Consider the following 20633-nt stretch of genomic DNA (forward strand, 5'->3'; position numbering starts at 1 on the left):
CATTTTTGCGACATGTGCTGGTGGCAAAGTAAGCGTCATGTATGCAGACGGCCCAAGAGACAGCTCTGGGCCGTTTCTGTTCTAAAAAGAATTCATTTTCTACCGTATTTAGGAGATTGACATGACTGCAGTTACAGCAAGCATGGTTAAAGAATTGCGCGATCGTACTGGTCTTGCAATGATGGAATGTAAAAAAGCATTAACAGAAGCGAATGGTGACATCGAATTAGCGATTGATAACCTTCGTAAATCTGGTCAAGCTAAAGCGGCTAAAAAAGCGGGTAACATTGCAGCTGATGGCGCAATCACTATCGCTCAAGACGGTAACAAAGCGCTTCTTTTAGAAGTAAACTGCCAAACTGACTTCGTTGCTAAAGACGAAAACTTTGCTGGTTTCTCTGCTCAAGTTGCTGCTGCTGCGTTAGCTGCTGGCGAAACTGATGCTGCTAAAATTGCTGAATTGAAACTTGAAGATGGTGCAACTGTAGAAGAAGCGCGTATTGCTCTTGTTCAAAAAATCGGTGAAAACATCCAAGTTCGTCGTGCTCAAATCATTGAAGGCGAAAACCTTGCAGTTTACAAACACGGTTTAAAAATCGGTGTTGTTGTATCTTACACTGGTGATGCTGCGACTGGTAAAGGTATTGCAATGCACGTTGCTGCGTTCAATCCAGTTGCTGTCTCTGCTGAAGGTGTATCTGCTGAACTTATCGCTAAAGAGAAAGAAATTGCTGAAGCTAAAGCAATCGAATCTGGTAAGCCTGCAAACATCGTTGAGAAAATGGTCACTGGTTCAGTTGAGAAATACTTGAACGAAGTTGCTCTTGATCGTCAAATGTACGTAATCGACAACGACAAGAAAGTTGCTGACGTTCTTAAAGCAACTGGTACTACAGTTGTTCAATTCGCTCGCTTTGAAGTGGGTGAAGGTATTGAGAAAAAAGTTGAACTTTCTTTCGCTGAAGAAGTTGCTGCTGCTCAAGCTGCTGCAAAATAATTGAAAAATTATTTTGAGTAAAAAAAGCCCCTTTGGGGCTTTTTTTATACAATTAATAAAAATAAAACGAGGAGGTAGATAAGTGGCCAACAAAACCAACCTGAGTATTGGTGCGGTGATCGTACTTTTGATTGCTGCATATTTCGGAATCGATCTTCAAGAAAATCAATTACAAACATCGACACCATCAGTCGCGGTAGAACCCACTACACAGACCAGTAAACCGCAAAATCAGGTGCTTGATGGCACAACAAAAATTGCCCAAGCGTTTCAAAGCCGGAAAAGTAATATTCAAGTTCAATCACAAGGGCGTGTTGTGGCTGTGCTTAAGGATGATAATGATGGTTCTCGTCATCAAAAATTTATTGTAGAACTCCCTAATGCAATGACGGTTTTGGTTGCACATAATATTGATTTGGCACCCCGTATTGAACGCTTACAAAAAGGCGATACCGTTGGTTTCAATGGTGAATACGAATATAGTGAAAAAGGCGGGGTGATCCACTGGACACATCACGATCCACAACAGCGCCATGAAGGTGGTTGGTTAAAACACCAAGGGAAAACCTATCAGTAGTAGAGCAATTTTGTTCTATTCGTTTTGCTGAATCGCAGTATGCTGAGTGTTCAGGAGAGGCCAACTCATGCACGAAATCAGACCCAGTGAATTTGTAAATTACCATCATGTTCAAGAACTTGATGGTCTTGAAATGTTAAAAGCCTCCTATCAGCATACGCAGTTTTCAAAACATACCCATGAAGGCTATTGTATTGGTTTAATTGATGAAGGTGCACAGTCCTTTTTGCGCACAGGAAATCAGCATATTGCACCGCAAGGCGACATTATTTTAGTGAATGCTGATGAGGTACATACGGGTTCTTCTGCTGTTGAAACTGGTTGGTGTTATCGGGCAATTTATCCGACCCCTGAAATGATTCAAGAAGTGAGTCAAGATTTTTTTCATGAAGCCGGCACTATGCCGTGGTTTCCGCAAGCTGTAGTTCATGATGAAGGGTTAGCCGAACAATTGAATTTGCTATTCGATTTGTTGTTACAACCAAAAAATACACTGTTTAAACAGAGTTTATATATATCAACTTTGGCTTATTTATTAAGCCGTTATAATCAATCTAAAAAAATATTAAAAGACTTGCCTGAAGCACAGCGTAAAGTAGTCTTGGTACAAGAACTACTTGCTGCGGAACCTGAAAGAGAGCATCAACTGGCTGAGCTCGCCGCTGTCGTCGGGATGAGCCCATGGCATTTACTACGTCAATTTAAAAAGTTTACTGGACTTCCACCTCATGCATGGTTGGTACAGTTTCGATTACGTAAATCTTTATATTTACTTAAACAAGGCTGCGAGATTGCGACAGTCGCACAACTCTGTGGTTTCTCTGATCAAAGCCATTACACTCGTCATTTTAAAAAGTCTTTGGGCTGTACGCCTGCGCAATATCTGGCACATAAAATTTAAAATAACAGCAATTTCATACAAGAAAGCCATTTAAGCCATGCCGCATATTGACTCCAATGAATTGAAAAATGGAGTCTGCTGTGCAGTCGCAATTGATCCAACAGAAAAGTTTAGGTTTTTTCCGTGGCGTACAGGATATGTTACCGCTTTCAGTCGCCGTTATTCCATGGGGAATATTGGCAGGCTCAGCAGCGATTAATGCGGGCCTGAGTGTCATGCAAGCTGTAGGCATGTCAGCGTTAGTGTTTGCAGGTGCGGCACAATTAGTCAGTTTGAGTATGCTCATGACGGGTGCATCTTTACTGAGTATTCTGATCACCGTATTTTTTCTAACCAGTCAGCACTTTATTTATGCACTGAGTTTAAGAGAGGAGGTGAAGCCATGGTCACTCAAAAGAAGACTGAGCATCGGCTTTTTGCTGACCGATGAACTCTACGCCACCGCGATGCTGAAGGAAAAGCCGTCTTATGCCTATATGTTGGGTGCAGGATTCAGCTTTTATGTCAGTTGGGTGTTGTTTAGTCTAATGGGTATTTTGCTTGCAAATAAAGTACCTGATCTTTCAACTCTCCACTTAGAATTTTCAATTGTGGTGGTGTTCTTGGTTATGGCAGTGATGCTGATTCAAAATAAAGCTGCAATTTATGGCGTGGTGAGTTCGTCGATCATGGTGTTGATTTTGAGTTGGTTAGAACTCGGATCAGCTATTTTGCTGGCTGGGTTTAGTGGTATGTGGGTTGCTGCGTTTTTTGATCAAGCGGAGGACTAAAACATGACCTGGTTATTTGTTTTGAGTTTGACCTGTGTGACTTTTTTTAATCGGTATTTATTTTTAGAGCCTAAAACTCAAATTCGCCTGCCTAAATTTGCGACACGCATGCTGAAATATGCGGCGCCTTGCCTTATGGTTTCGATTTGTTTGCCACTGGTTTTTTTTGAAGGTGGACACTGGAAAGGGATATTTGAAAATAGCTATTTTTATGGGGCAATTTTTACGCTGTTAGTCACTCTTTTGACGAGAAAATTATTGCTTAGTATTTTGCTGAGTTTAGGTTTTTTTTACGGTCTGAGTCTGTTATTCGATTTCTAGCATTTCATCAGCAAATAGGCCCATAAAATACCGAAAAAAGGATAAAAAAGTGTGAGAGCCCGATCTTTTTCATTGCTTTTAAATTTGTGTTGCTCTAAATGCTCACCATTTGCGATTTTTTCTATGTCTATCAAATTGGCGTAGCTTTGATTGGGTAACTAAAAAAGTTGAAAATAGAGCAAATGAGGCGGGGTTTGAGAACTTTGAAGAAATAAGAAGGTTTTCTTTTTAGTTTTGGTCCATAGAATTGAGTCAATTATATAAAACAAGCAGGGCAATAGTGAATCTAATATCGCAAAAATGGCGCTTAATTTACTAGGTAATTCATAAAATCATTTGAATTTGACGAATGCTTAAAACTACAGTTCAGGGTGGGTAGAAAAATTGGCTTTGATCAGATAAGAATGAGCCGAGAAAATATTTAATTCTGCTAGTCTTCCACCGCTGTAAAAATGTGAGCGCACTCACTTCAAAAAATCGGATCGATTAGATTTCGCATCTTATACAAACTAAGCATCTGGTAGAGATCAAATGATGGAGATCGAGCTGTTTACGATTGTGTAAAACATTAGGCAAAGATAGGACAATAAAAAAGCCACATTACTGTGGCATTTGCTGTCAAATGCGTGCTGTAGGAAAGAATCTTAAGAGTTTGGTCCATCAATACGTTCAATGCTGACTTTCGCAGTACCTGCATTGGTAATACCCAGTTGCTTAGCAGCACCATAAGAAAGATCAAGCACGCGGTTACCGTGGAATGGGCCGCGGTCATTTACTTTAACCACAACACTTTTACCATTGGTTTTATTCGTTACACGAATAAAGCAGTTTAGTGGCAAGCTACGATGAGCTGCAGTTAATGCATTCATATCGAATGTTTCACCACTTGCTGTTTTACGACCGTGGAACTGACGACCATACCAAGACGCCATGCCCGTTTGACTAAACTTACGTACTGTATTTGATGCAACAGTATTTAACTTTTCAATCACTGAAGGCTCTTCTTCAGGGATCTCAATTTTTGCAGCGATTGTTTCGCGACGAATCTTATCGCCTGAACGTTCAGTGATTGAAAGGCTATTTAAATTTGAGAAGTGTGAGTTGAAGCCTTGAGCATCTTTATTCAAGACACGCGCAGCTAGGCGAGAGTTATCGTTATCATTGGTAAATGATGACTGAACCATCTCTGCTTGCGATTGGCTCAGCGCGATGGTCGAGGCAATGGCCAGTATATATTTAAGTGAAGACTGCATTTATAAACTCCAAAAGACAATACTTTTATCTTTAAACTAAGTGGTTGAAAGATAAAAAAACTTGCCTGTTAATTCACTTTTGCAACAACATTTGACGAAATGGATAATATTCATGCAGTCATAAGCATGTCTAGTGTTTAATTAAAATAACGATAAAAACTACATAAACCGAACATTTTTTGATTAAAAAATAATCAATATTGTAACAAGGTGTGAAAAATGCCGAAATTTACATCATTTTTAAATATTTTTTTATTGACATCTCAAGCTTGAGTAAAAAGCTAGCCCTATCGGCTAGCAATTTCAGCCCCTAATTGCCACACTGCAGTCGCATACATACGGCTCTTGTTATAGGTCGTAATCACCTGAAAGTTAGGGTAAGTGATGTAATAACTTTGCCCATAATTTTCCTGTAGTTGGATCACATTCACCATATCTAAATCATCGATTTTGACAATCGGATTGGTCGGTTGAATGCCCTGATTTTTTAAAACGCCATAAGGTGTCGGTAAAGTTAAATCTTTGGCAATGACCGCTTCAGGATTCGAGCCACTATAGCGTGCTGCGAATCCAATTGGCTGATTACGTTGCCAGCCATGATTTGCTAAATAGTTGGCAATTGAACCAATCGCATCGACTGCTGAATTTCGTAAATCGACATGACCATTGCCGTCATAATCCACCCCAAACTTTGGAATATTGCTTGGCATAAATTGTGGGTAGCCAACCGCACCTGCATACGAACCTACAACTGAGTTGGTTGGCACGCCATCTTTATAACTCCATGCGATTAAGGCACTGAGTTCATCTTGGAAATATTGCTTACGACGTTCGTAACCAAAACCTAAAGTGGCTAAGGCATCACGGGTGACAAAATTACCTTTGTTCGTCCCAAAACCCGTTTCTACCCCTAAAATACCGAGAATGACCGACTGCGGTACACCAAATTGTTGTTCGGCACGGTTTAAAGTATCTGCGTACTGTGCTTTAAAACGGACACCACGTTGAATGGTGCTTTCTGCCATAAAGTTGGTTTTATATTCGTACCACGGTTTACTTTCACCAGGACGGTTCATAATGTTGATGATGTTGGGTACATTTTTAGAACCACTCATCGCCCAATCGACTTGCTCAGCAGACAGACCATAATTCTGCATGGTTTTTTGTTTAAAGCTGAAATAGTCAGGATGAGAAGCGAAATCGTTGGCTTGGCAAAAACTGGTGATCGACAAAGTGCCAATCAATAAAGGTAAACGTTTAACTTTGTTATAAAAGTTTAAATTTAACATAGAAGTCTAATTTCCAGAGTCGTTATTGGCAGTGGAGCAAAGCGAATAGGGGAATGCCCATAGTTCGCGTTTCTGTTATGTCGAAATTCTTGTGAACGGAGTCTAGCGTGAATAGGCTTTAAGATAACATTGTCTGTACTGAAGCGGGCAAATAGGTATACAAAAAAAGACAAACTCAGCCTATATAAAGGACAGATTATTCAAAATGGCGCAGATTTTCAGGCAGAGTATTTACGTGACTATATAAGTCAAGTTTTACTAACTGATATAAAAAGGCTTCCTTATATAGAGGCAATTAAAATTGTAGTGTTTAGGGTCTAGTGACAATGACAAAAAGATCTGGTCTCAGCTTATATATGGACTTTATATAAAGAGCAAGAAATCACAGCTTAGAAACCAAAATGACCCTACACAAGTAGAGTCATTTTGGTCTGAAAAGTCTCGAAGACTTTTAGTACTTAAGCATGAAATAAGGTGTCGTGATATTCAGCTAAAGCTAAAAGTTCATCTTTGGTTAAATTTGGGATGATTTTATTGGCAGCAATATGCACTGCTTTAATGACAGCTGCAGAACCGATATCGGCCGCTTTACGCTTAATCATGCCCAAATCGAGGGTTTTATTAAAGTCATTCATGAAGTGGCGTACAGTCGCTTCAGCAAACTGTTTATACAGTTCGGTTAACGCGGCTTTATCTACTTCATTGCCTGCTTTAATTTCAGCATAGTTATATTTGAGGCTGGTCACTAAGTTTGCATCTAAAGCTTCACCCACACGGAACTGACCTTCAGCATCTTTAAACAAGCTTTTTTCAGAAAACTGAATCGATGCTTGAACCACATCATTCGATGATTTGCCTAAAAGCTGCTTCAACAGAACCGCAACTGTTGACTTAATATAGCCAGCCAGTTTCTCGGCTGTGTCTCGTTTATCACTCGGTGGGAAACGACGTACTAACTCAGTCAAAATGGCGTCAATAATTTCATCATTGATGAGGAGTGCTGTTTTGTCTCGAAGTGGATATAAAGGTTCACTTGAGCCTTTCTTCTGCTGAGCAGTTTGAATAGTCTGTAAAAGTTCAGTCGATGGAATAAAACCAAAAAATGGCATCGTGTATTAACCTCAATGTTCTTTATTTTATTGTCGCGCCAATCGAATTGGGCGGGGCATCCATGACACATCTGACACACGACAAGGGTTAATGTCTAAACCACCACGGCGTGTATAAGCTGCGTACACCATCAGCTTTTCAGGTTTCAAATTTTGCCAAATATCGGCAAATATTTGTTCCACACATTGTTCGTGAAAACCGTTGTGCTGACGATAAGAGATAATATAAGCCAGTATGCTGTTATAACAAGGCTTTTTACCTTTATATCGGATAAATACCGTGCCCCAATCAGGTTGTCCAGTGACTGGACAGTTACTTCTGAGTAAATGCGAGTAAATCTGTACTTCAACATCTTCCGCAGTATCATCTAATGCCAACAGATTTGCATTGGGATGATTTTCCAATTGGGTCGGAGTCAGTTCATCTATACAGATACCTTCAGGTTGACTAATTTCCACATCATCGACATGAAAAAGATCAATATTCACATCTGCGCCAGCGGCAGCCGATAAATCCTGTTCGACTGTTTCTTTAAACACAGCTTTAGACTCAAACTGAGTAAAGTTCATGCTATTAAAGTAGAGTTTTAATGACTTTGACTCAATGAGGTTGGGCGAGCTGGCAGGCAGACTGATGCGACCAATCGCAACTTGCGGAATACCATGGTGATTTAACCAAGAAATTTCAAAAACATGCCACCAGTCTTTACCTTGTTGAATACCTTCAACATGCGCATATTGCTCACGTGCTGTAGCACGGGCTATAGGAAAAAGAATATCGGGTTGATAAGTTGTAGGGTAATTGGTGTCTTTACCCAAAAGAGAATGTTCTACACTCATTATTCACGCATTCCTGAACCACGAGAAAGTAAATAGTAAGCAATGCCATAAAGCACTGCACAGCATATGGTCATAACAGACAGGGAGACGATGACGTTAACATCGCTATGACCTAAGATGCCGAAACGAAAAGCATTGACCATATATACAATTGGATTGATCAACGATAAATTTTGCCAAAAAGGGCTGAGTGCTGAAATGGCATAAAATACGCCACCTAAATAAGTTAAAGGCGTCAGCACAAAGGTTGGGATGATGGAGATGTCATCAAAAGATTTCGCATACACCGCATTGATAAAACCACCCAGTGAAAATAAGAACGAGGTGACCAAGACGGTGTAAATCGTAACAAACCAATTGGTAATATAAAGGTCAGTAAAAAATAAACTCATAGCTGTCACAATAATACCGACCAAGACCCCGCGACAGACACCACCTAAGACAAAGCCCCATAAAATGGCATGCAAAGGTACAGGACTCATGATTAGCTCTTCAATACTTTTTTGAAATTTGGCACTAAAAAAGCTCGAAGAAACGTTAGCATAACTGTTGGTAATCACCGCCATCATAATCAGTCCAGGTACGATGAACTGCATATAGCTAAAACCGCCCATCTCGCCAATACGAGAACCGACCAAATTGCCAAATATCACAAAGTACAAACTCATGGTAATGGCAGGTGGAAGCAAGGTTTGCGGCCAGATGCGCATAAAGCGGCGAATTTCTTTATGTACTAGAGTATATAAAGCTACGCTAAGTTGATTTAAGTTCATGGCGTAGTTCCTTCGAGATTTTTTTCGACCATCTTCACAAACAGTTCTTCTAAACGGTTGGATTTGTTTCGCATACTGCGGACTTGGATTCCTTGCGATTCGAGCAATTGAAATAAGTCATTGAGGGTATGTGCTCTATCCATAGTCACTTCTAAAGTCACGGCATCGACTAAATGGAAACGAACCCCAATGATGTCGATATGAATCGGTTCAATCGGTGCGGCCAAATCAAAAATAAAGGTTTCTTCATTGAGCTGATTGAGGAAATTTTTCATGCTGGTGTCTTCTTTAATGACACCACGGTCAATAATGGCAATTCGACGACACAGCATTTCCGCTTCTTCTAAATAGTGTGTGGTTAAAATGATCGATGTGCCTTTATTGTTCATTTCTGTGAGGAAGTCCCACATTGAACGCCGCAGCTCAATATCAACCCCTGCTGTGGGTTCATCTAAAATAAGGAGTTTCGGTTCATGCATCATGGCACGGGCAATCATCAGGCGACGTTTCATACCACCTGAAAGCATACGGGCTTGAACACCGCGTTTTTCCCATAAGCCGAGTTTTTCTAAATATTCTTCGGCACGAACTTCCGCAATTTTTTTAGGAATACCATAATAGCCCGCTTGTGTGACTAAGATATCGAAGGTTTTTTCAAACTGACCGAAGTTAAACTCTTGAGGTACAACTCCTAAGCACTGTTTGGCTTGAGAGGGGTGTGTATCGAGATTATGTCCAAAAATTTCGACAGTGCCTGAGGTTTTCTTGGTCAATGAGCTGATAATACCAATCGTTGTAGATTTGCCTGCACCATTTGGTCCAAGAAGGGCATAGAACTCGCCTTCAGGAACAGTTAAATCGATGCCTTTTAAAGCCTGAAACCCATTTTTATAGGTTTTGGACAAATCTCTTAACGTCAATGCATCAGTCATGAAATTCTCGAATGATTAATAGTGGCACTATTGTGAGCGATTATGCCTAATAAACCAAGTAATCTACTCGCAATTCTGTGTTGCAGATATGGAACATTGTATAAAGCATAAGCAGGAAAATCACTCTAAGCTATATAGATGCTTTACCTTGTGATTTTTTTTGATATGATGTGCTCGCGCGCTCATAGCTCAACTGGATAGAGTACAGGTCTCCGAAGCCTGTGGCGTGGGTTCGAGTCCCGCTGAGCGCACCATTTTTTTTATTTTCCTTTCTGAAGCTATATTAAAAATACAGTTTTAAGCTCTATTTTCATTTCACTCAAAGCTACCTTCGTTATATTTCTTGCAACAATTTAAATGTTTATTGTTGCTCTATGACGACACTAGCTATTTGCAATAAATCTAAGTGTTGTAACTAATCATGGCGACTCTGTTACCGTATATGACGTAAATTGATCGAATTTATATAGAACAAGTAATTGGTTTGAATCAGTTTTTGTACGCTTAAAGCTTAGAAAATTTTATTTTCCAAGGCAAAATATTAAAAATTTAGTGCATGCGTTAGCATATGGAAGCCCGTGTATTTTTAGATATGGGCAAAATTTTAGTATCGATTGATGCAATTACATGAACTGATAAGACAATGTGCTTAGTACTGGTCTAGCTATAACAAATCGTGTTCGGCGCAGCATTTGATTATCATAAAAAATGACAAAATGATTAAAGTATTCCATCCAGTCACTTACGCGGGTTGATGTGTATTAAATTGTGATTTATGTCACTAATGTGATTTTATTTTGAGATAAATACTATAAAAATTAATATATTGGCTTATGTTTTATTCTTGATTATTCATGTAAATGTAATGTGCTCTAACAATAATACGACTTCCGTAAATCAGATGTGTAAAAGACCATGGACGTCAGTACTAAACAAAGCCTTTTAGTTTCTTGTCTTAAAAAAAGTTTATTTTTCCCATTACTTGTAGGAACGCTTATCCTTACAGGATGTGGTGAGGAAAGTCGTTATTCAAACTCATCAAACAATGCTAATAACACCGTCGTTGATAATCCGGCAAATACTACGGATGATCCGAGTTTATATTTGGCAGATACACCTACAATTGAAACAGCAGACAACTTTCGTGATATTGCAGGAAATAGCATTTCAAGCAATTATGTTAACGCTGATGGTTTGAAATTAAGACGAGGCGTGATTTATCGATCGAACTATTTGCCATTAAATGAAACAGACTTAGAAACCTTTAAAACATTGGAAATTAAGACCGTCTATGATCTGAGAACCAATTCTGAAAGAGAAAAAAGCCCAGATATTTTAAGTCCCGATACTAATATTATGATGGTAAATATTGCTGGTTCAAAAGAGAGTGATGTACCGAAAGGAATTGCTACAGCTGAAGATATGATCAATTTTTTTAATAGCTCAATGGCGAATATGGCTGCGCATGATAAAGGCACTCAATTACGTTTCGGAGTAGTGATTAATAGTTTAATTTATACAGATGGTGTTCAGCTTTATCATTGCACAGCAGGCAAGGATCGTACGGGATGGGTTACCGCTGTGATTCAGTTATTGGTCGGTATGAAGTATGACGATGTCTTACAAGATTATCTTTTAACAAATGCGTATACCGCAGACCGTGTCAATGCGACGTATCAATATATGGTCAACACCCAAGGTGAAGCAGCCGCTAATATATATCGACCAGTTCTTGATGTGCGTGAAGAATTCTTTAAAGCACAATTCGATGAAGTCATCAAAGTGTATGGCAGTATTGATAAGTATGCGACAGAAGGTTTGGGCTTATCGGATGAAGATATTGAAAAGTTGAAAGAAAAGATGCTCGTCGGCTATAAATCAAAAAGTGCTTCATAATATCAAGCCGTAATAACGCCATCCGAGTTCAAAGCCCAAAGTAGAAGAGGGCTTTGGACTGACTGGGAAAACTAAACTTGAAGATTGCGATAGATGATTTCCCATTATTTTCGTTTAAAGAGTTTCATTGCTTTTTAGCATCAATGGATGCAAGTATTTCTAGTGATGATGGTGTTGTTCATGCTTTTCATCATAGTCTTGGCGAATACAGCAGCCTGCAACATATTGGCTGCTTCCATCGGTATAAAACTCTTCTTTCCAAACTGGCACTTCATGTTTAACACGCTCAACCACTTCTTCACAGGCCTGAAATACTTCTCAGCGATGTGGAGCATATGCAATGGCAATAATGGCTTTATCGCCAATGTCTAATGTACCAATCCGATGTACAACCCGAACATAGCGAAGCGCATATTTTTCTTGTATCTCTTGTTCAATCGTTCGAATCATCTTTTCGGCAACAGGTGCATAAGATGTATATTTCAGTGCCTGAACCGCGCGTCCTTCATGATGGTTTCGAACCGTACCAATAAAAATAGCTGTTCCACTGCACTCTGGAAATGCTTGAATGCTGTCAAAATCCTCTAAATTAAGAGCAGTATTTTGAATACGAGCAAACTCTAACATCTTAGCCTCCAGCAACGGGTGAAAGTAACACCAAGGTGCTATCTTGTGCTAATCGACTTTGACGTGCCATAATATCTTCACCAATCGCACAAGCACAGCGTTCCAGCAGGTCAGAAGCAGATGGATAACGTATTTTTATTTGATTGAGTACATCTGTAATTAGACTGTTCGATGCACAACTCAGGCGGAGTTCAGCAGGGAGATGCTTTTCAATTGCACCATAAGCCTCGATTTTGATATGAATGTCCTGCATGTCGCCTCTGTCAAAACGGGTTTAAAAATAGTTTGTTGTCTTCGGTTTATTGAATACTTAATTGATTCACTTTAGCATTATTCAATTTGATCACTAAAATAGAAAAGTCAGTTTGTACAGATAAATAAAACGCCATTTTTCTTATAGATGTGGCTATTTCTATCTATGACAGAACGGTTTGAATGATATGACTGGACTAAGAGTCTAATGAATTTTGGTAATCGTGCACTTCTTCAAATGAATTGAGGCTGTGGTAAGTCAAATGTGCATTTTGAATATCTAAAGTTTGTGGCGACAGATCGTTGAAACAGTGTTTTAAGCTGAACTGTTGTTGGTGCAAATGTTTATTTAAGGTTTCTAGGCTACTGCGTTTTAACAAACAAAAAGGGTAGAGCGCTTGTCCATTGATATTCAGGTAGACAACAGAAGAGCGAGGATGTTGTTCTAATGTGTGATGTAGGCGCGGCAATATATCCTGTGGAATGTTGGTAATATCACACGGAATAAATAAAATATAATCAGCTCGCACATATGATCATGCCGTTTGCATACCGATTAAAGGCCCTAAAAAACCAGCACTATTATCTTTGAAGCAGCGAATATCAGGAATTAACTCACTATATTGCGCATAATCGCGATGACTATTGATCCTTATTTCCTGTACGTAGCCTTGAAAGGCATTAATTATTTTTAACAACTGCACTTCATGGTCAAATCTTTGCAAAAGCTTATTGACCCCATTCATTCGTGTGGCTTTACCACCCGCTAAAATTACCAGTGCTGTTGCTGGGTAGTTTTGCATGATTTTGACCTAACATCCGTGTGTAAGGATATCAATAATGATCGTTCAATATTGAGATGTACGGTCTACGACAAAGCTGTCGCAGCCTTAGACCGTTTGCAAAAAAGCATTTGGTTTGGCTCACTATCCAATCTATGTTCTTAGATCGAGATGAAATCGACATAGTCCAATGTTACAGGGGCATCAGATCGAGCAGGGACTCGAACTATACTATTGGCTCGATTTAAGTTACTGAGCATGTGGGATTGTTGTTTGCCGAGTTTGGAAACGGTTAATTGTCCAAACTCGTTCACATCTAATACCATGCGAACCAGTTGCTCACGGCTGTCTTGTTTAATGCTGTCGTTGAAGCGAGCTTTTTTCCACGCGGGTGCAGGAGACGTAACCCCCTGTAAAGCCGCCAATAATGTCGATACATGTACAGCAAGACAGGTGAGCACAGCAGCAGGGTTCCCAGGCAAACCAATCAAATAAGAATGATGATAGTCTGTCTGATATTCAGCAAAATATAGTGGTTTACCCGGTTTTTGTGCAACTTGCCAGAAAATCTCTTTGGCACCTAAAGCCATTGAAACAGGTCGAATCAAGTCATAATCGCCTACCGAAACACCGCCTGTAGTAATGACTACATCATAATGATTCATGACATTCGAGAGCGCTTGTGTGAGTATCTTCTCATCATCAATCACATGCTCTAAATGCACTTCAGCAAAACCCTGTTCTTTAAGCCAAGTACGGATCATTGGCGCATTGGCATCGAACACTTTAGATTGATTGTCCAGTTGCGTACTGACTTCATCACCGGTAATAAGCACTGCAATTTTAGGTTGGCGATAAACCTCGACATGCTGAACCCCCGCCATACTGAGTGCTGCAATTAAACCGCTGCCTAAACGCTGGCCTTGCTGTGCAAGTGTTGTTCCGATGGATAACTCCTCACCTTGATAGCGAATGTCTGCGCCTTTGTCCAAAGCTTGAGTTAGAGTCGCTTGTTTATGGCCACGCGTGATAATTTCCTGTCGAGCCACAGTATCTGCTGAGTTTGGCAGCTTGCCCCCAGTAAAAATACGAACGGTTTGTCCTGTTTGAATTTCAATATGTTCTTCAATACCTGCACGAATTTCACCAACCAATTCAAAGCGAGTAATTCCTGCTTGCAAGTCTTCAGAGCGCAGCGCATAGCCGTCAACCGCACTTTGGGTAAATAGAGGCAAGGCAACTGTTGATAAAACATCTGCCGCTAAAACATATCGATGTGCTTGTACTAAAGGCATAGTAACAACAGGCAATGTTTGGACGGTGCTATAGTGTTCAAGAGCTTGATCGAGTGTAATTAAACCAACGCCAGAGCAACTCATTCATAACCTCCCGGATGGGGTAGATCACGGCAGACATCAAAAATATGGACCAAAGCAGGTAAAATGGCTGCCATAGATTCACTTGCACCACCACGGCTGCCCGGAAGGGTAATCACCAATGAACGGTCGATAAAACCTGCAACGCCACGTGACATCGCAGCATAAGGGGTACGTTTTTGTCCGAAAGCACGTGCGGCTTCCATCAGGCCATTGAGCTCACGTTCAAGTAAAGGCTCAAGTGTGTCTACTGTAATGTCACGTTTGCCGATGCCTGTTCCGCCTACCGTAATAATGCAGGCATAAGATTGAGTGAGCTCTAAGACCAATGCTTTTAACTGATCGGCTTCGTCAGGTAAAATTTGATAATGAATTGGATCAAAACCAGCTTCGGTTAAGGTCTCGACGACGGAGCGGCCAGCAGTATCGGGTTTACGACCTGCGGCAACGGTATCTGATAGAACCAATACTGCCGCAGAAACAGGCTGACGCAAATGACGTTTAAAGTGTGATTTTCCACCTTTTTTCAGATCGAGTTTACATTGCTGAATGATCAACTCATGCGGTTCGCAATGGGGTTTGAGCATGTCGTAAATGGTGAGGGCCGCAATACTGGCAGCGGTCAACGCTTCCATTTCTACACCTGTTGGCCCAATCGTTTCAACGGTTGCACGAATAACCACACGGTCGACAAGCAGTTCAAAATCGACATCGGCACGGTAAATAGGCAGGGGGTGACACAGCGGAATCAGTTCATCGGTACGTTTTGCGGCTAAAATCCCAGCAATGCGGGCTGTTTTGAGAGCATCACCTTTTTCGGTATTGCCGTCGGCAAGAAGTTGTAAACAATGTGCAGGGGCAAGCAGTTCGGAGCTTGCAGTTGCAACGCGATAGCTTTCTGGCTTCATGCCAACGTTTTTCATAAAGTATTCCGAAACATTGAAGTGTTGATTTAACGTGAAACTGTTCGATCAAGAGAAAAAGTTTATGACGTATTTAGATAACACAAAAATAAAAGCGGATACAGTCGAATGACTGACAAACTCAAAATTAACCAGTTGATTAACCCCCTATGGCATGCATACTGATTTTGCGTGTTGGGGCATGTTGATGTTCAATAAACCCGGCTTTTTTATGCCACACAGCATTGAGAATCTGGGCTTGTAATAAAGCGGGATCTTTTTGTTGAAGTAAATGACGCAGCGGTGTTCCCTTATTGGCAAATAAACAGGTAAAAAGCTCTCCCGTTGCAGTGATACGTAAACGGTTACAGCTTTGACAGAATGGTTTGCTGATGGTGGAAATAATGCCTAATGTGTACTGATCATTAAGCAGATAAATGGTTGCAGGGTCATGTTGTCTGGCTTGTTTCTGAATCTGAAAATGAGGCTTAAGAGTTTGGATAATGTCATCTTCAGTGATGACTTTTTGAGGCTGCCAGTGCTCAGGTTGATCTAAGGGCATATATTCAATAAAGCGTAATGCGATCTTCTGTTGATAAGCCCATTGAGTCAGTTCAAGCACTTCATGATCATTTTGTCCTGCGACTAAAACACAGTTCAATTTTATCGGCAGATTGGCTTGTTGAGCTGCTGCGATGCCTTCGAGCACTGGTGCTATCGGACGTTTAGTCATGTTCATAAACGTGTCTGCATGAATGCTATCGAGGCTGATATTAAGATCATCTAGTCCTGTTTCTTTTAGTGCTCGTGCATACTTGTTTTAATAGAACGCATTACTGGTCATGGAAATACGTTCTAAACCGTGTGGCTTGAGCCGATTCAAAGCATCAATAAAATTGACTACGCCTTGACGCATCAAAGGCTCTCCACCTGTTAAGCGAATGTGCCGAATGCCTAAACTGACCATCATTTCACAAAAGGTTAAAAGCTCTTCAAAGCTTAAGATGTCTTTTTTGGCCAACCATTCCGGCCTATCGGGCATGCAATAACTACAACGAAAGTTACAACGATCTGTCAGTGAGATTCGGAGTTTATGTTTATGACGGCCAAATTGATCGATCAGTTGTGCTGACCTATGTTCTAAGCGTGTAGTCATCGAACCGTCCATAGTCGCTCCACCTCGTATTTACATACGATTTAGTTTTTATAAACGAGAGTATGAAATGTTTTATTTTAAAGATCAAAGGGAGTATTGAAGTCGCTTAGTTCATTCATTTTCAAAAAATGAGTTGGTGTTCCTCGAACACGATCCATCAAGTCTTTGCCTTTTGTAATAATTCATCTATTGAAATTGCATATCAAAAGGGTGATATTTTTGATCAGAAGTGTTTTTGGAATTTTGCCAAGAAACGTAGACATGATGAATAAGAAAAGAGCAATAAAAAAGGGATGAGCAATCCAAATCGCTTGCAAGAATGAGCAAAGCGAACAGTGAATTGATCATTGCAGAACTTTTTACCGAAGATAAATATTGAGGGCGGTGAGATGGAAAACACTGAAGATAAAAAGCATGACGATGAAGAAACCAGCTATGCACGAATAGAGCCTTATAACAATCCTGCGGGTGGTTGGGGCGCATTATTAAGTGTTGCAAGAAACTTGAAAAGACAGGAAGTTTTCAAAAAAGGTGCGATTACGCTTCTCAATATTAACCAACCCACGGGTTTTGACTGCCCAGGATGTGCATGGCCTGAAAAGAAAGATGCACATGCCTTTAACTTTTGTGAAAACGGTGCAAAAGCCGTTGCCTTTGAAGCCACTTCAAAACGTGTTACACCTGAATTTTTTGCGACCCATACGGTCAGTTGGCTGTCTGAACAAAGTGATTTCTTGCTTGAAGATTCAGGTCGTCTAACTGACCCAATGCGCTATGACAGCGCGACCGATAAATATGTGCCTATCTCGTGGGACGATGCTTTTGCCTTAATTGCAAAACATTTACATGCCTTGGATCATCCAGATCAAGCGGCATTTTATACTTCGGGTCGTGCCAGTAATGAAGCAGCATTTCTGTATCAACTCTTTGTCCGCTCTTTTGGTACCAATAATTTTCCAGACTGTTCCAATATGTGTCATGAGACCACCAGTGTTGGCTTACGTGACTCAATTGGTTTGGGTAAGGGAACGGTGACTTTAGAAGATTTTGATATAGCCGATGCGATTTTCAGTTTTGGGCATAATCCGGGCACCAACCATCCGCGGATGTTGGGGACTTTACGAGAAGTTTCACGGCGTGGTGGCAATATTGTTGCCATTAATCCCTTAAAAGAACGTGGTTTAGAACGTTTCCAAGATCCGCAAGCACCTGTTGAGATGATGACCAATGGCAGTACAACCATTAGTCGTTATTATTTCCAACCCAACGTGGGTGGTGATTATGCACTCATGTTCGGAATGCTGAAACATTTACGTGAATGGGACATTCAAACACTGGCAGCTGGGAAAAAGAGCGTTTTTGACCGATCTTTTATTGAGATGAATACGGTTGGTTTCGATGCCATGATGGAAGAAATTGATCGTACTGCATGGTCCGATATTCATACACATACGGGACTTAGCCCTGAGCATTTAGAATCTTTAGCTAAAATGTATTTGGATGCCAAAACGGCCATTTTCTGTTGGGGCATGGGGATTACACAGCATCGGCACGGGACTGCGAATGTACATATGCTCGCGAACTTAATGTTGGCAAGAGGGCATATTGGTCGTCCAGGGGCAGGCTTAGCACCGATTCGTGGGCACAGTAATGTGCAGGGCGATCGAACCATGGGGATCAATGAACGACCAAGCCCAAAATTGCTGGATAGTCTGGACCGAGTATTCGGCATTAAGTCGCCACGTGAACATGGTTTTGGCGTGGTGGATACCATTCAGGCGATGTATGAAGGTGATGTAAAAGTCTTTATTGGTTTAGGTGGTAACTTTGCTGTTGCCACTCCAGATACACCGTATACACAAGAAGGCTTACGTCGTTGTGATTTAACAGTACAGATTGCAACGAAGTTGAATCGTAGCCATTTAGTTTGTGGTAAAGAGGCATTACTTTTACCCTGTTTGGGCCGTACCGAAATTGATATGCAACAGCATGGGCCACAGGCAGTGAGTGTTGAAGATTCTATGAGTAATGTGCATCTTTCAGCAGGGCGTAATGAGCCTGCTTCTAAGAATCTACTTTCAGAGCCTGACATTGTGGCGCGTATGGCAGCAGCCGTCTTGCCAGACAGTGATATCAAGTGGAAATGGTATGTAGAAAGTTATGATCGTATTCGAGATTCGATTGAAGAGGTCTTTGATGAATTCCAAGATTTTAATGCACGTGTTTATCAGCCGGGTGGTTTTCACTTAGAGCATCCTGCCAATCAACATGTGTGGAATACGCCTGTAGGCAAGGCACAGTTCTTAATTACGCCGTTGGCTGAAGTGTATGCCGATAAAGAGAATAAATACGCTGAACAATATACAGGGGCCAAAGTCTATACCCTAATGACCACGCGCTCTCATGACCAATACAATACAACCTTGTATGGACTCGATGACCGTTATCGTGGTGTATTTGGTCAGCGCCGTGTTTTGTTTATGAATGCAGGAGATATCGCTGCGGCTGGTTTTGTTGCAGATCAATGGGTGGATATCGAAAGTATCTATTCGGATGGTGTTAAACGTGTGGTTCAAAGCTTCCGTATCGTACCGTATAACATTCCACGGGGTAGCCTCGCAGCCTATTATCCGGAGACCAATCCATTGGTTGCACTTAGTAGCCATGATAAATACGCAAAAATACCAGCTTCGAAAAGCGTGCCTGTGATTTTGCATGCAGGACAAGCGCCTGAACATTTCAACTTGGCACAAGCGGTTGATCCTGAAGATGCCAATCAGATCGTGAATCGAGCAGGCTAGGTGATTCAATACTGAAATGGCACCTGATTTAGAGGTGTCATTTTTTTCATGATTGAAGGGTTTAGTGTTTAGGGAAGATTGGAAAATTATTATGGATATTCGAGCGTCTAAGTTGAGTTCTCTGGGGTATGAAGCTGTTGATATTCAGCGTTTAAGTGAAAATAGAGCTGTTGAACAATCTGATTTTGTAGTGCAAGAACACCCTATTGCCTTGGTTTATAATGGGATTTCCCATGCGGTAATGATGGCGACGCCAGCAGATATTGAAGTCTTTGCCAAAGGTTTTAGCTTGTCTGAAGGTATTTTGACGAGTTTGAAAGAGCTTTACTCTTTAGACATATACGAAACGGAATTTGGGATCCAAGTCGAAATGACGATTTCTACTCGGGCCTTTATGGCGCTCAAACAACATCGACGGATGATGGTTGGACGCACGGGTTGTGGGCTCTGTGGAATTGAAAGCTTGCAGCAGCTTCATTTGGATTTACCTCAAATTACCACGCAAGTTACTGAGTCATGGTTGGCTCAAATTCCCCAAGCCATTGCTCAACTCAATACCCGACAGAAAATCACCCAAATGACGGGCGGTGCACATGCGGCTGCGTGGGTTGAAGCGGGAGAAATAGTGGCTTTATTTGAGGATGTAGGCCGACACAATGCTTTAGATAAACTATTGGGTTATATTGCAGAACATCATTATGATGTAAATCAAGGTTTTGTCGTGATGACCAGCCGCGCCAGTTATGAGTTGATTCGTAAGTGTGCTCAACTGAATATCGCCTTGCTGGCGTGTATTTCAGCTCCAACCAGTATGGCGATTAATATGGCAAAGCAGTCAGGTTTGACCTTAGCGAGTTTTTGCCGCGGTAATGGTTTTGTTTTATATACTTGATATTCAAAATTTTGCTGTATAAAAAGTAAAAGGTGAACCGTACCGGGTTTGTCGGAGACTTTTTTATTTAAGTTAGGCCACCTGACCTAACGGGTTAATCTTATCATAGTACATTGCTTCAAACTCAAAAGGCGATACATAACCCAGTGCACTGTGTACACGCTTTTTATTGAACCAATATACCCAG

Annotated in this window: 18 protein-coding genes, 1 tRNA gene and 3 pseudogenes; 9 read left to right on the forward strand and 13 right to left on the reverse strand. The window is 40.9% G+C overall.

Annotated elements, in window-relative coordinates; genetic code table 11:
• Window positions 1-121 precede the first annotated feature (121 nt).
• From tsf to MF4642_RS12815, 5 genes are all read left to right on the forward strand, one after another.
• Window positions 122-997, forward strand: coding sequence for a translation elongation factor Ts (tsf, locus tag MF4642_RS12795; RefSeq protein WP_078426466.1), 876 nt, complete (start codon window positions 122-124; stop codon window positions 995-997).
• An 82-nt stretch (window positions 998-1079) separates the two neighbouring features.
• Window positions 1080-1574 (forward strand): DUF3465 domain-containing protein, encoded by a 495-nt coding sequence (locus MF4642_RS12800; RefSeq protein WP_078426467.1) that lies wholly within the window; start codon window positions 1080-1082, stop codon window positions 1572-1574.
• A 67-nt stretch (window positions 1575-1641) separates the two neighbouring features.
• Window positions 1642-2475: an AraC family transcriptional regulator gene (locus tag MF4642_RS12805; RefSeq protein ID WP_078426468.1), complete on the forward strand. Its 834-nt coding sequence runs from the start codon at window positions 1642-1644 to the stop codon at window positions 2473-2475.
• Window positions 2476-2543: 68 nt separating this feature from the next.
• Complete coding sequence (locus tag MF4642_RS12810) at window positions 2544-3245, forward strand: AzlC family ABC transporter permease (RefSeq protein ID WP_078426469.1); 702 nt, start codon at window positions 2544-2546, stop codon at window positions 3243-3245.
• 3 nt (window positions 3246-3248) lie between these two features.
• Window positions 3249-3566: an AzlD domain-containing protein gene (locus MF4642_RS12815; protein WP_078426470.1), complete on the forward strand. Its 318-nt coding sequence runs from the start codon at window positions 3249-3251 to the stop codon at window positions 3564-3566.
• Window positions 3567-4210: 644 nt separating this feature from the next.
• On the opposite strand, the gene MF4642_RS12820 is transcribed toward MF4642_RS12815, so the two are convergent.
• The 6 genes from MF4642_RS12820 to MF4642_RS12850 all read right to left on the reverse strand — a co-directional run bounded on the left by MF4642_RS12820 (window position 4211) and on the right by MF4642_RS12850 (window position 9762).
• Window positions 4211-4819, reverse strand: coding sequence for a septal ring lytic transglycosylase RlpA family protein (locus MF4642_RS12820; RefSeq protein WP_004695839.1), 609 nt, complete (start codon window positions 4817-4819; stop codon window positions 4211-4213).
• Between the two features lie 287 nt (window positions 4820-5106).
• Complete coding sequence (gene mltB, locus MF4642_RS12825) at window positions 5107-6108, reverse strand: lytic murein transglycosylase B (RefSeq protein WP_078426471.1); 1002 nt, start codon at window positions 6106-6108, stop codon at window positions 5107-5109.
• A 458-nt stretch (window positions 6109-6566) separates the two neighbouring features.
• Complete coding sequence (locus tag MF4642_RS12835) at window positions 6567-7217, reverse strand: hypothetical protein (RefSeq protein ID WP_078426473.1); 651 nt, start codon at window positions 7215-7217, stop codon at window positions 6567-6569.
• Between the two features lie 27 nt (window positions 7218-7244).
• A complete protein-coding gene (queF, locus tag MF4642_RS12840; RefSeq protein WP_078426474.1) occupies window positions 7245-8057 on the reverse strand; it encodes an NADPH-dependent 7-cyano-7-deazaguanine reductase QueF in 813 nt (270 codons plus the stop codon).
• Window positions 8057-8830, reverse strand: a complete 774-nt coding sequence (locus MF4642_RS12845) for an ABC transporter permease (RefSeq protein WP_078426475.1) — start codon at window positions 8828-8830, stop codon at window positions 8057-8059. The genes queF and MF4642_RS12845 overlap by 1 nt, the downstream gene beginning before the upstream one ends.
• Complete coding sequence (locus MF4642_RS12850; protein ID WP_004695849.1) at window positions 8827-9762, reverse strand: ABC transporter ATP-binding protein; 936 nt, start codon at window positions 9760-9762, stop codon at window positions 8827-8829. The genes MF4642_RS12845 and MF4642_RS12850 overlap by 4 nt, the downstream gene beginning before the upstream one ends.
• 178 nt (window positions 9763-9940) lie before the next feature.
• Between MF4642_RS12850 and MF4642_RS12855 the strand changes: the two genes are divergently transcribed.
• A tRNA-Arg gene (locus MF4642_RS12855) sits at window positions 9941-10016 on the forward strand.
• Window positions 10017-10677: 661 nt separating this feature from the next.
• The gene (locus MF4642_RS12860; protein ID WP_078426476.1) at window positions 10678-11658 is read left to right on the forward strand and encodes a tyrosine-protein phosphatase; all 981 of its coding nucleotides are present in this window, start codon (window positions 10678-10680) and stop codon (window positions 11656-11658) included.
• A gap of 159 nt (window positions 11659-11817) precedes the next feature.
• Here the strand turns inward: MF4642_RS12860 and MF4642_RS12865 are convergent.
• The 6 genes and pseudogenes from MF4642_RS12865 to moaA form a co-directional block, all read right to left on the reverse strand.
• Window positions 11818-12285: pseudogene (locus MF4642_RS12865) on the reverse strand (molybdenum cofactor biosynthesis protein MoaE).
• 1 nt (window position 12286) lies between these two features.
• Window positions 12287-12538, reverse strand: coding sequence for a MoaD/ThiS family protein (locus MF4642_RS12870; protein ID WP_078426477.1), 252 nt, complete (start codon window positions 12536-12538; stop codon window positions 12287-12289).
• 196 nt (window positions 12539-12734) lie between these two features.
• Window positions 12735-13343 (reverse strand): annotated as a pseudogene (locus tag MF4642_RS12875) (molybdenum cofactor guanylyltransferase).
• Window positions 13344-13480: 137 nt separating this feature from the next.
• Entirely contained in the window at window positions 13481-14698 is a 1218-nt protein-coding gene (locus MF4642_RS12880) for a molybdopterin molybdotransferase MoeA (protein WP_004695988.1), read from the reverse strand.
• On the reverse strand, window positions 14695-15618 hold the full coding sequence (gene moaCB / locus MF4642_RS12885) for a bifunctional molybdenum cofactor biosynthesis protein MoaC/MoaB (RefSeq protein ID WP_004982494.1): 924 nt from the start codon (window positions 15616-15618) through the stop codon (window positions 14695-14697). The genes MF4642_RS12880 and moaCB overlap by 4 nt, the downstream gene beginning before the upstream one ends.
• Window positions 15619-15757: 139 nt before the next feature.
• Window positions 15758-16765: pseudogene (gene moaA, locus MF4642_RS12890) on the reverse strand (GTP 3',8-cyclase MoaA).
• 377 nt (window positions 16766-17142) lie between these two features.
• Here moaA and MF4642_RS12895 point away from each other — a divergent pair.
• Window positions 17143-19554, forward strand: coding sequence for an FdhF/YdeP family oxidoreductase (locus MF4642_RS12895; protein WP_078426478.1), 2412 nt, complete (start codon window positions 17143-17145; stop codon window positions 19552-19554).
• Between the two features lie 91 nt (window positions 19555-19645).
• Window positions 19646-20446 carry a formate dehydrogenase accessory sulfurtransferase FdhD gene (fdhD, locus tag MF4642_RS12900; protein WP_078389596.1) on the forward strand — a complete coding sequence of 267 codons (801 nt, stop codon included), beginning with the start codon at window positions 19646-19648 and terminating at the stop codon, window positions 20444-20446.
• Between the two features lie 72 nt (window positions 20447-20518).
• Here the strand turns inward: fdhD and MF4642_RS17390 are convergent.
• On the reverse strand, window positions 20519-20633 hold a 115-nt coding region (locus MF4642_RS17390; RefSeq protein WP_413772799.1), incomplete at its 5' end, for an IS3 family transposase.

It is taken from the genome of Acinetobacter sp. MF4642 (assembly GCF_002018925.1).
GTDB lineage: Bacteria > Pseudomonadota > Gammaproteobacteria > Pseudomonadales > Moraxellaceae > Acinetobacter > Acinetobacter johnsonii.

What these genes read in the sequence shown, in the direction of transcription:
- mltB (WP_078426471.1), bottom strand. Translation starts at nt 6,108, where the DNA reads ATGTTAAATTTAAACTTTTATAACAAAGTTAAACGTTTACCTTTATTG.
- MF4642_RS12895 (WP_078426478.1), top strand. Translation starts at nt 17,143, where the DNA reads ATGGAAAACACTGAAGATAAAAAGCATGACGATGAAGAAACCAGCTAT.
- MF4642_RS12860 (WP_078426476.1), top strand. Translation starts at nt 10,678, where the DNA reads ATGGACGTCAGTACTAAACAAAGCCTTTTAGTTTCTTGTCTTAAAAAA.
- MF4642_RS12815 (WP_078426470.1), top strand. Translation starts at nt 3,249, where the DNA reads ATGACCTGGTTATTTGTTTTGAGTTTGACCTGTGTGACTTTTTTTAAT.
- moaCB (WP_004982494.1), bottom strand. Translation starts at nt 15,618, where the DNA reads ATGAAAAACGTTGGCATGAAGCCAGAAAGCTATCGCGTTGCAACTGCA.
- MF4642_RS12820 (WP_004695839.1), bottom strand. Translation starts at nt 4,819, where the DNA reads ATGCAGTCTTCACTTAAATATATACTGGCCATTGCCTCGACCATCGCG.
- MF4642_RS12805 (WP_078426468.1), top strand. Translation starts at nt 1,642, where the DNA reads ATGCACGAAATCAGACCCAGTGAATTTGTAAATTACCATCATGTTCAA.
- MF4642_RS12845 (WP_078426475.1), bottom strand. Translation starts at nt 8,830, where the DNA reads ATGAACTTAAATCAACTTAGCGTAGCTTTATATACTCTAGTACATAAA.
- fdhD (WP_078389596.1), top strand. Translation starts at nt 19,646, where the DNA reads ATGGATATTCGAGCGTCTAAGTTGAGTTCTCTGGGGTATGAAGCTGTT.
- MF4642_RS12810 (WP_078426469.1), top strand. Translation starts at nt 2,544, where the DNA reads ATGGAGTCTGCTGTGCAGTCGCAATTGATCCAACAGAAAAGTTTAGGT.
- MF4642_RS12880 (WP_004695988.1), bottom strand. Translation starts at nt 14,698, where the DNA reads ATGAGTTGCTCTGGCGTTGGTTTAATTACACTCGATCAAGCTCTTGAA.
- tsf (WP_078426466.1), top strand. Translation starts at nt 122, where the DNA reads ATGACTGCAGTTACAGCAAGCATGGTTAAAGAATTGCGCGATCGTACT.
- queF (WP_078426474.1), bottom strand. Translation starts at nt 8,057, where the DNA reads ATGAGTGTAGAACATTCTCTTTTGGGTAAAGACACCAATTACCCTACA.
- MF4642_RS12850 (WP_004695849.1), bottom strand. Translation starts at nt 9,762, where the DNA reads ATGACTGATGCATTGACGTTAAGAGATTTGTCCAAAACCTATAAAAAT.
- MF4642_RS12870 (WP_078426477.1), bottom strand. Translation starts at nt 12,538, where the DNA reads ATGCAGGACATTCATATCAAAATCGAGGCTTATGGTGCAATTGAAAAG.
- MF4642_RS12835 (WP_078426473.1), bottom strand. Translation starts at nt 7,217, where the DNA reads ATGCCATTTTTTGGTTTTATTCCATCGACTGAACTTTTACAGACTATT.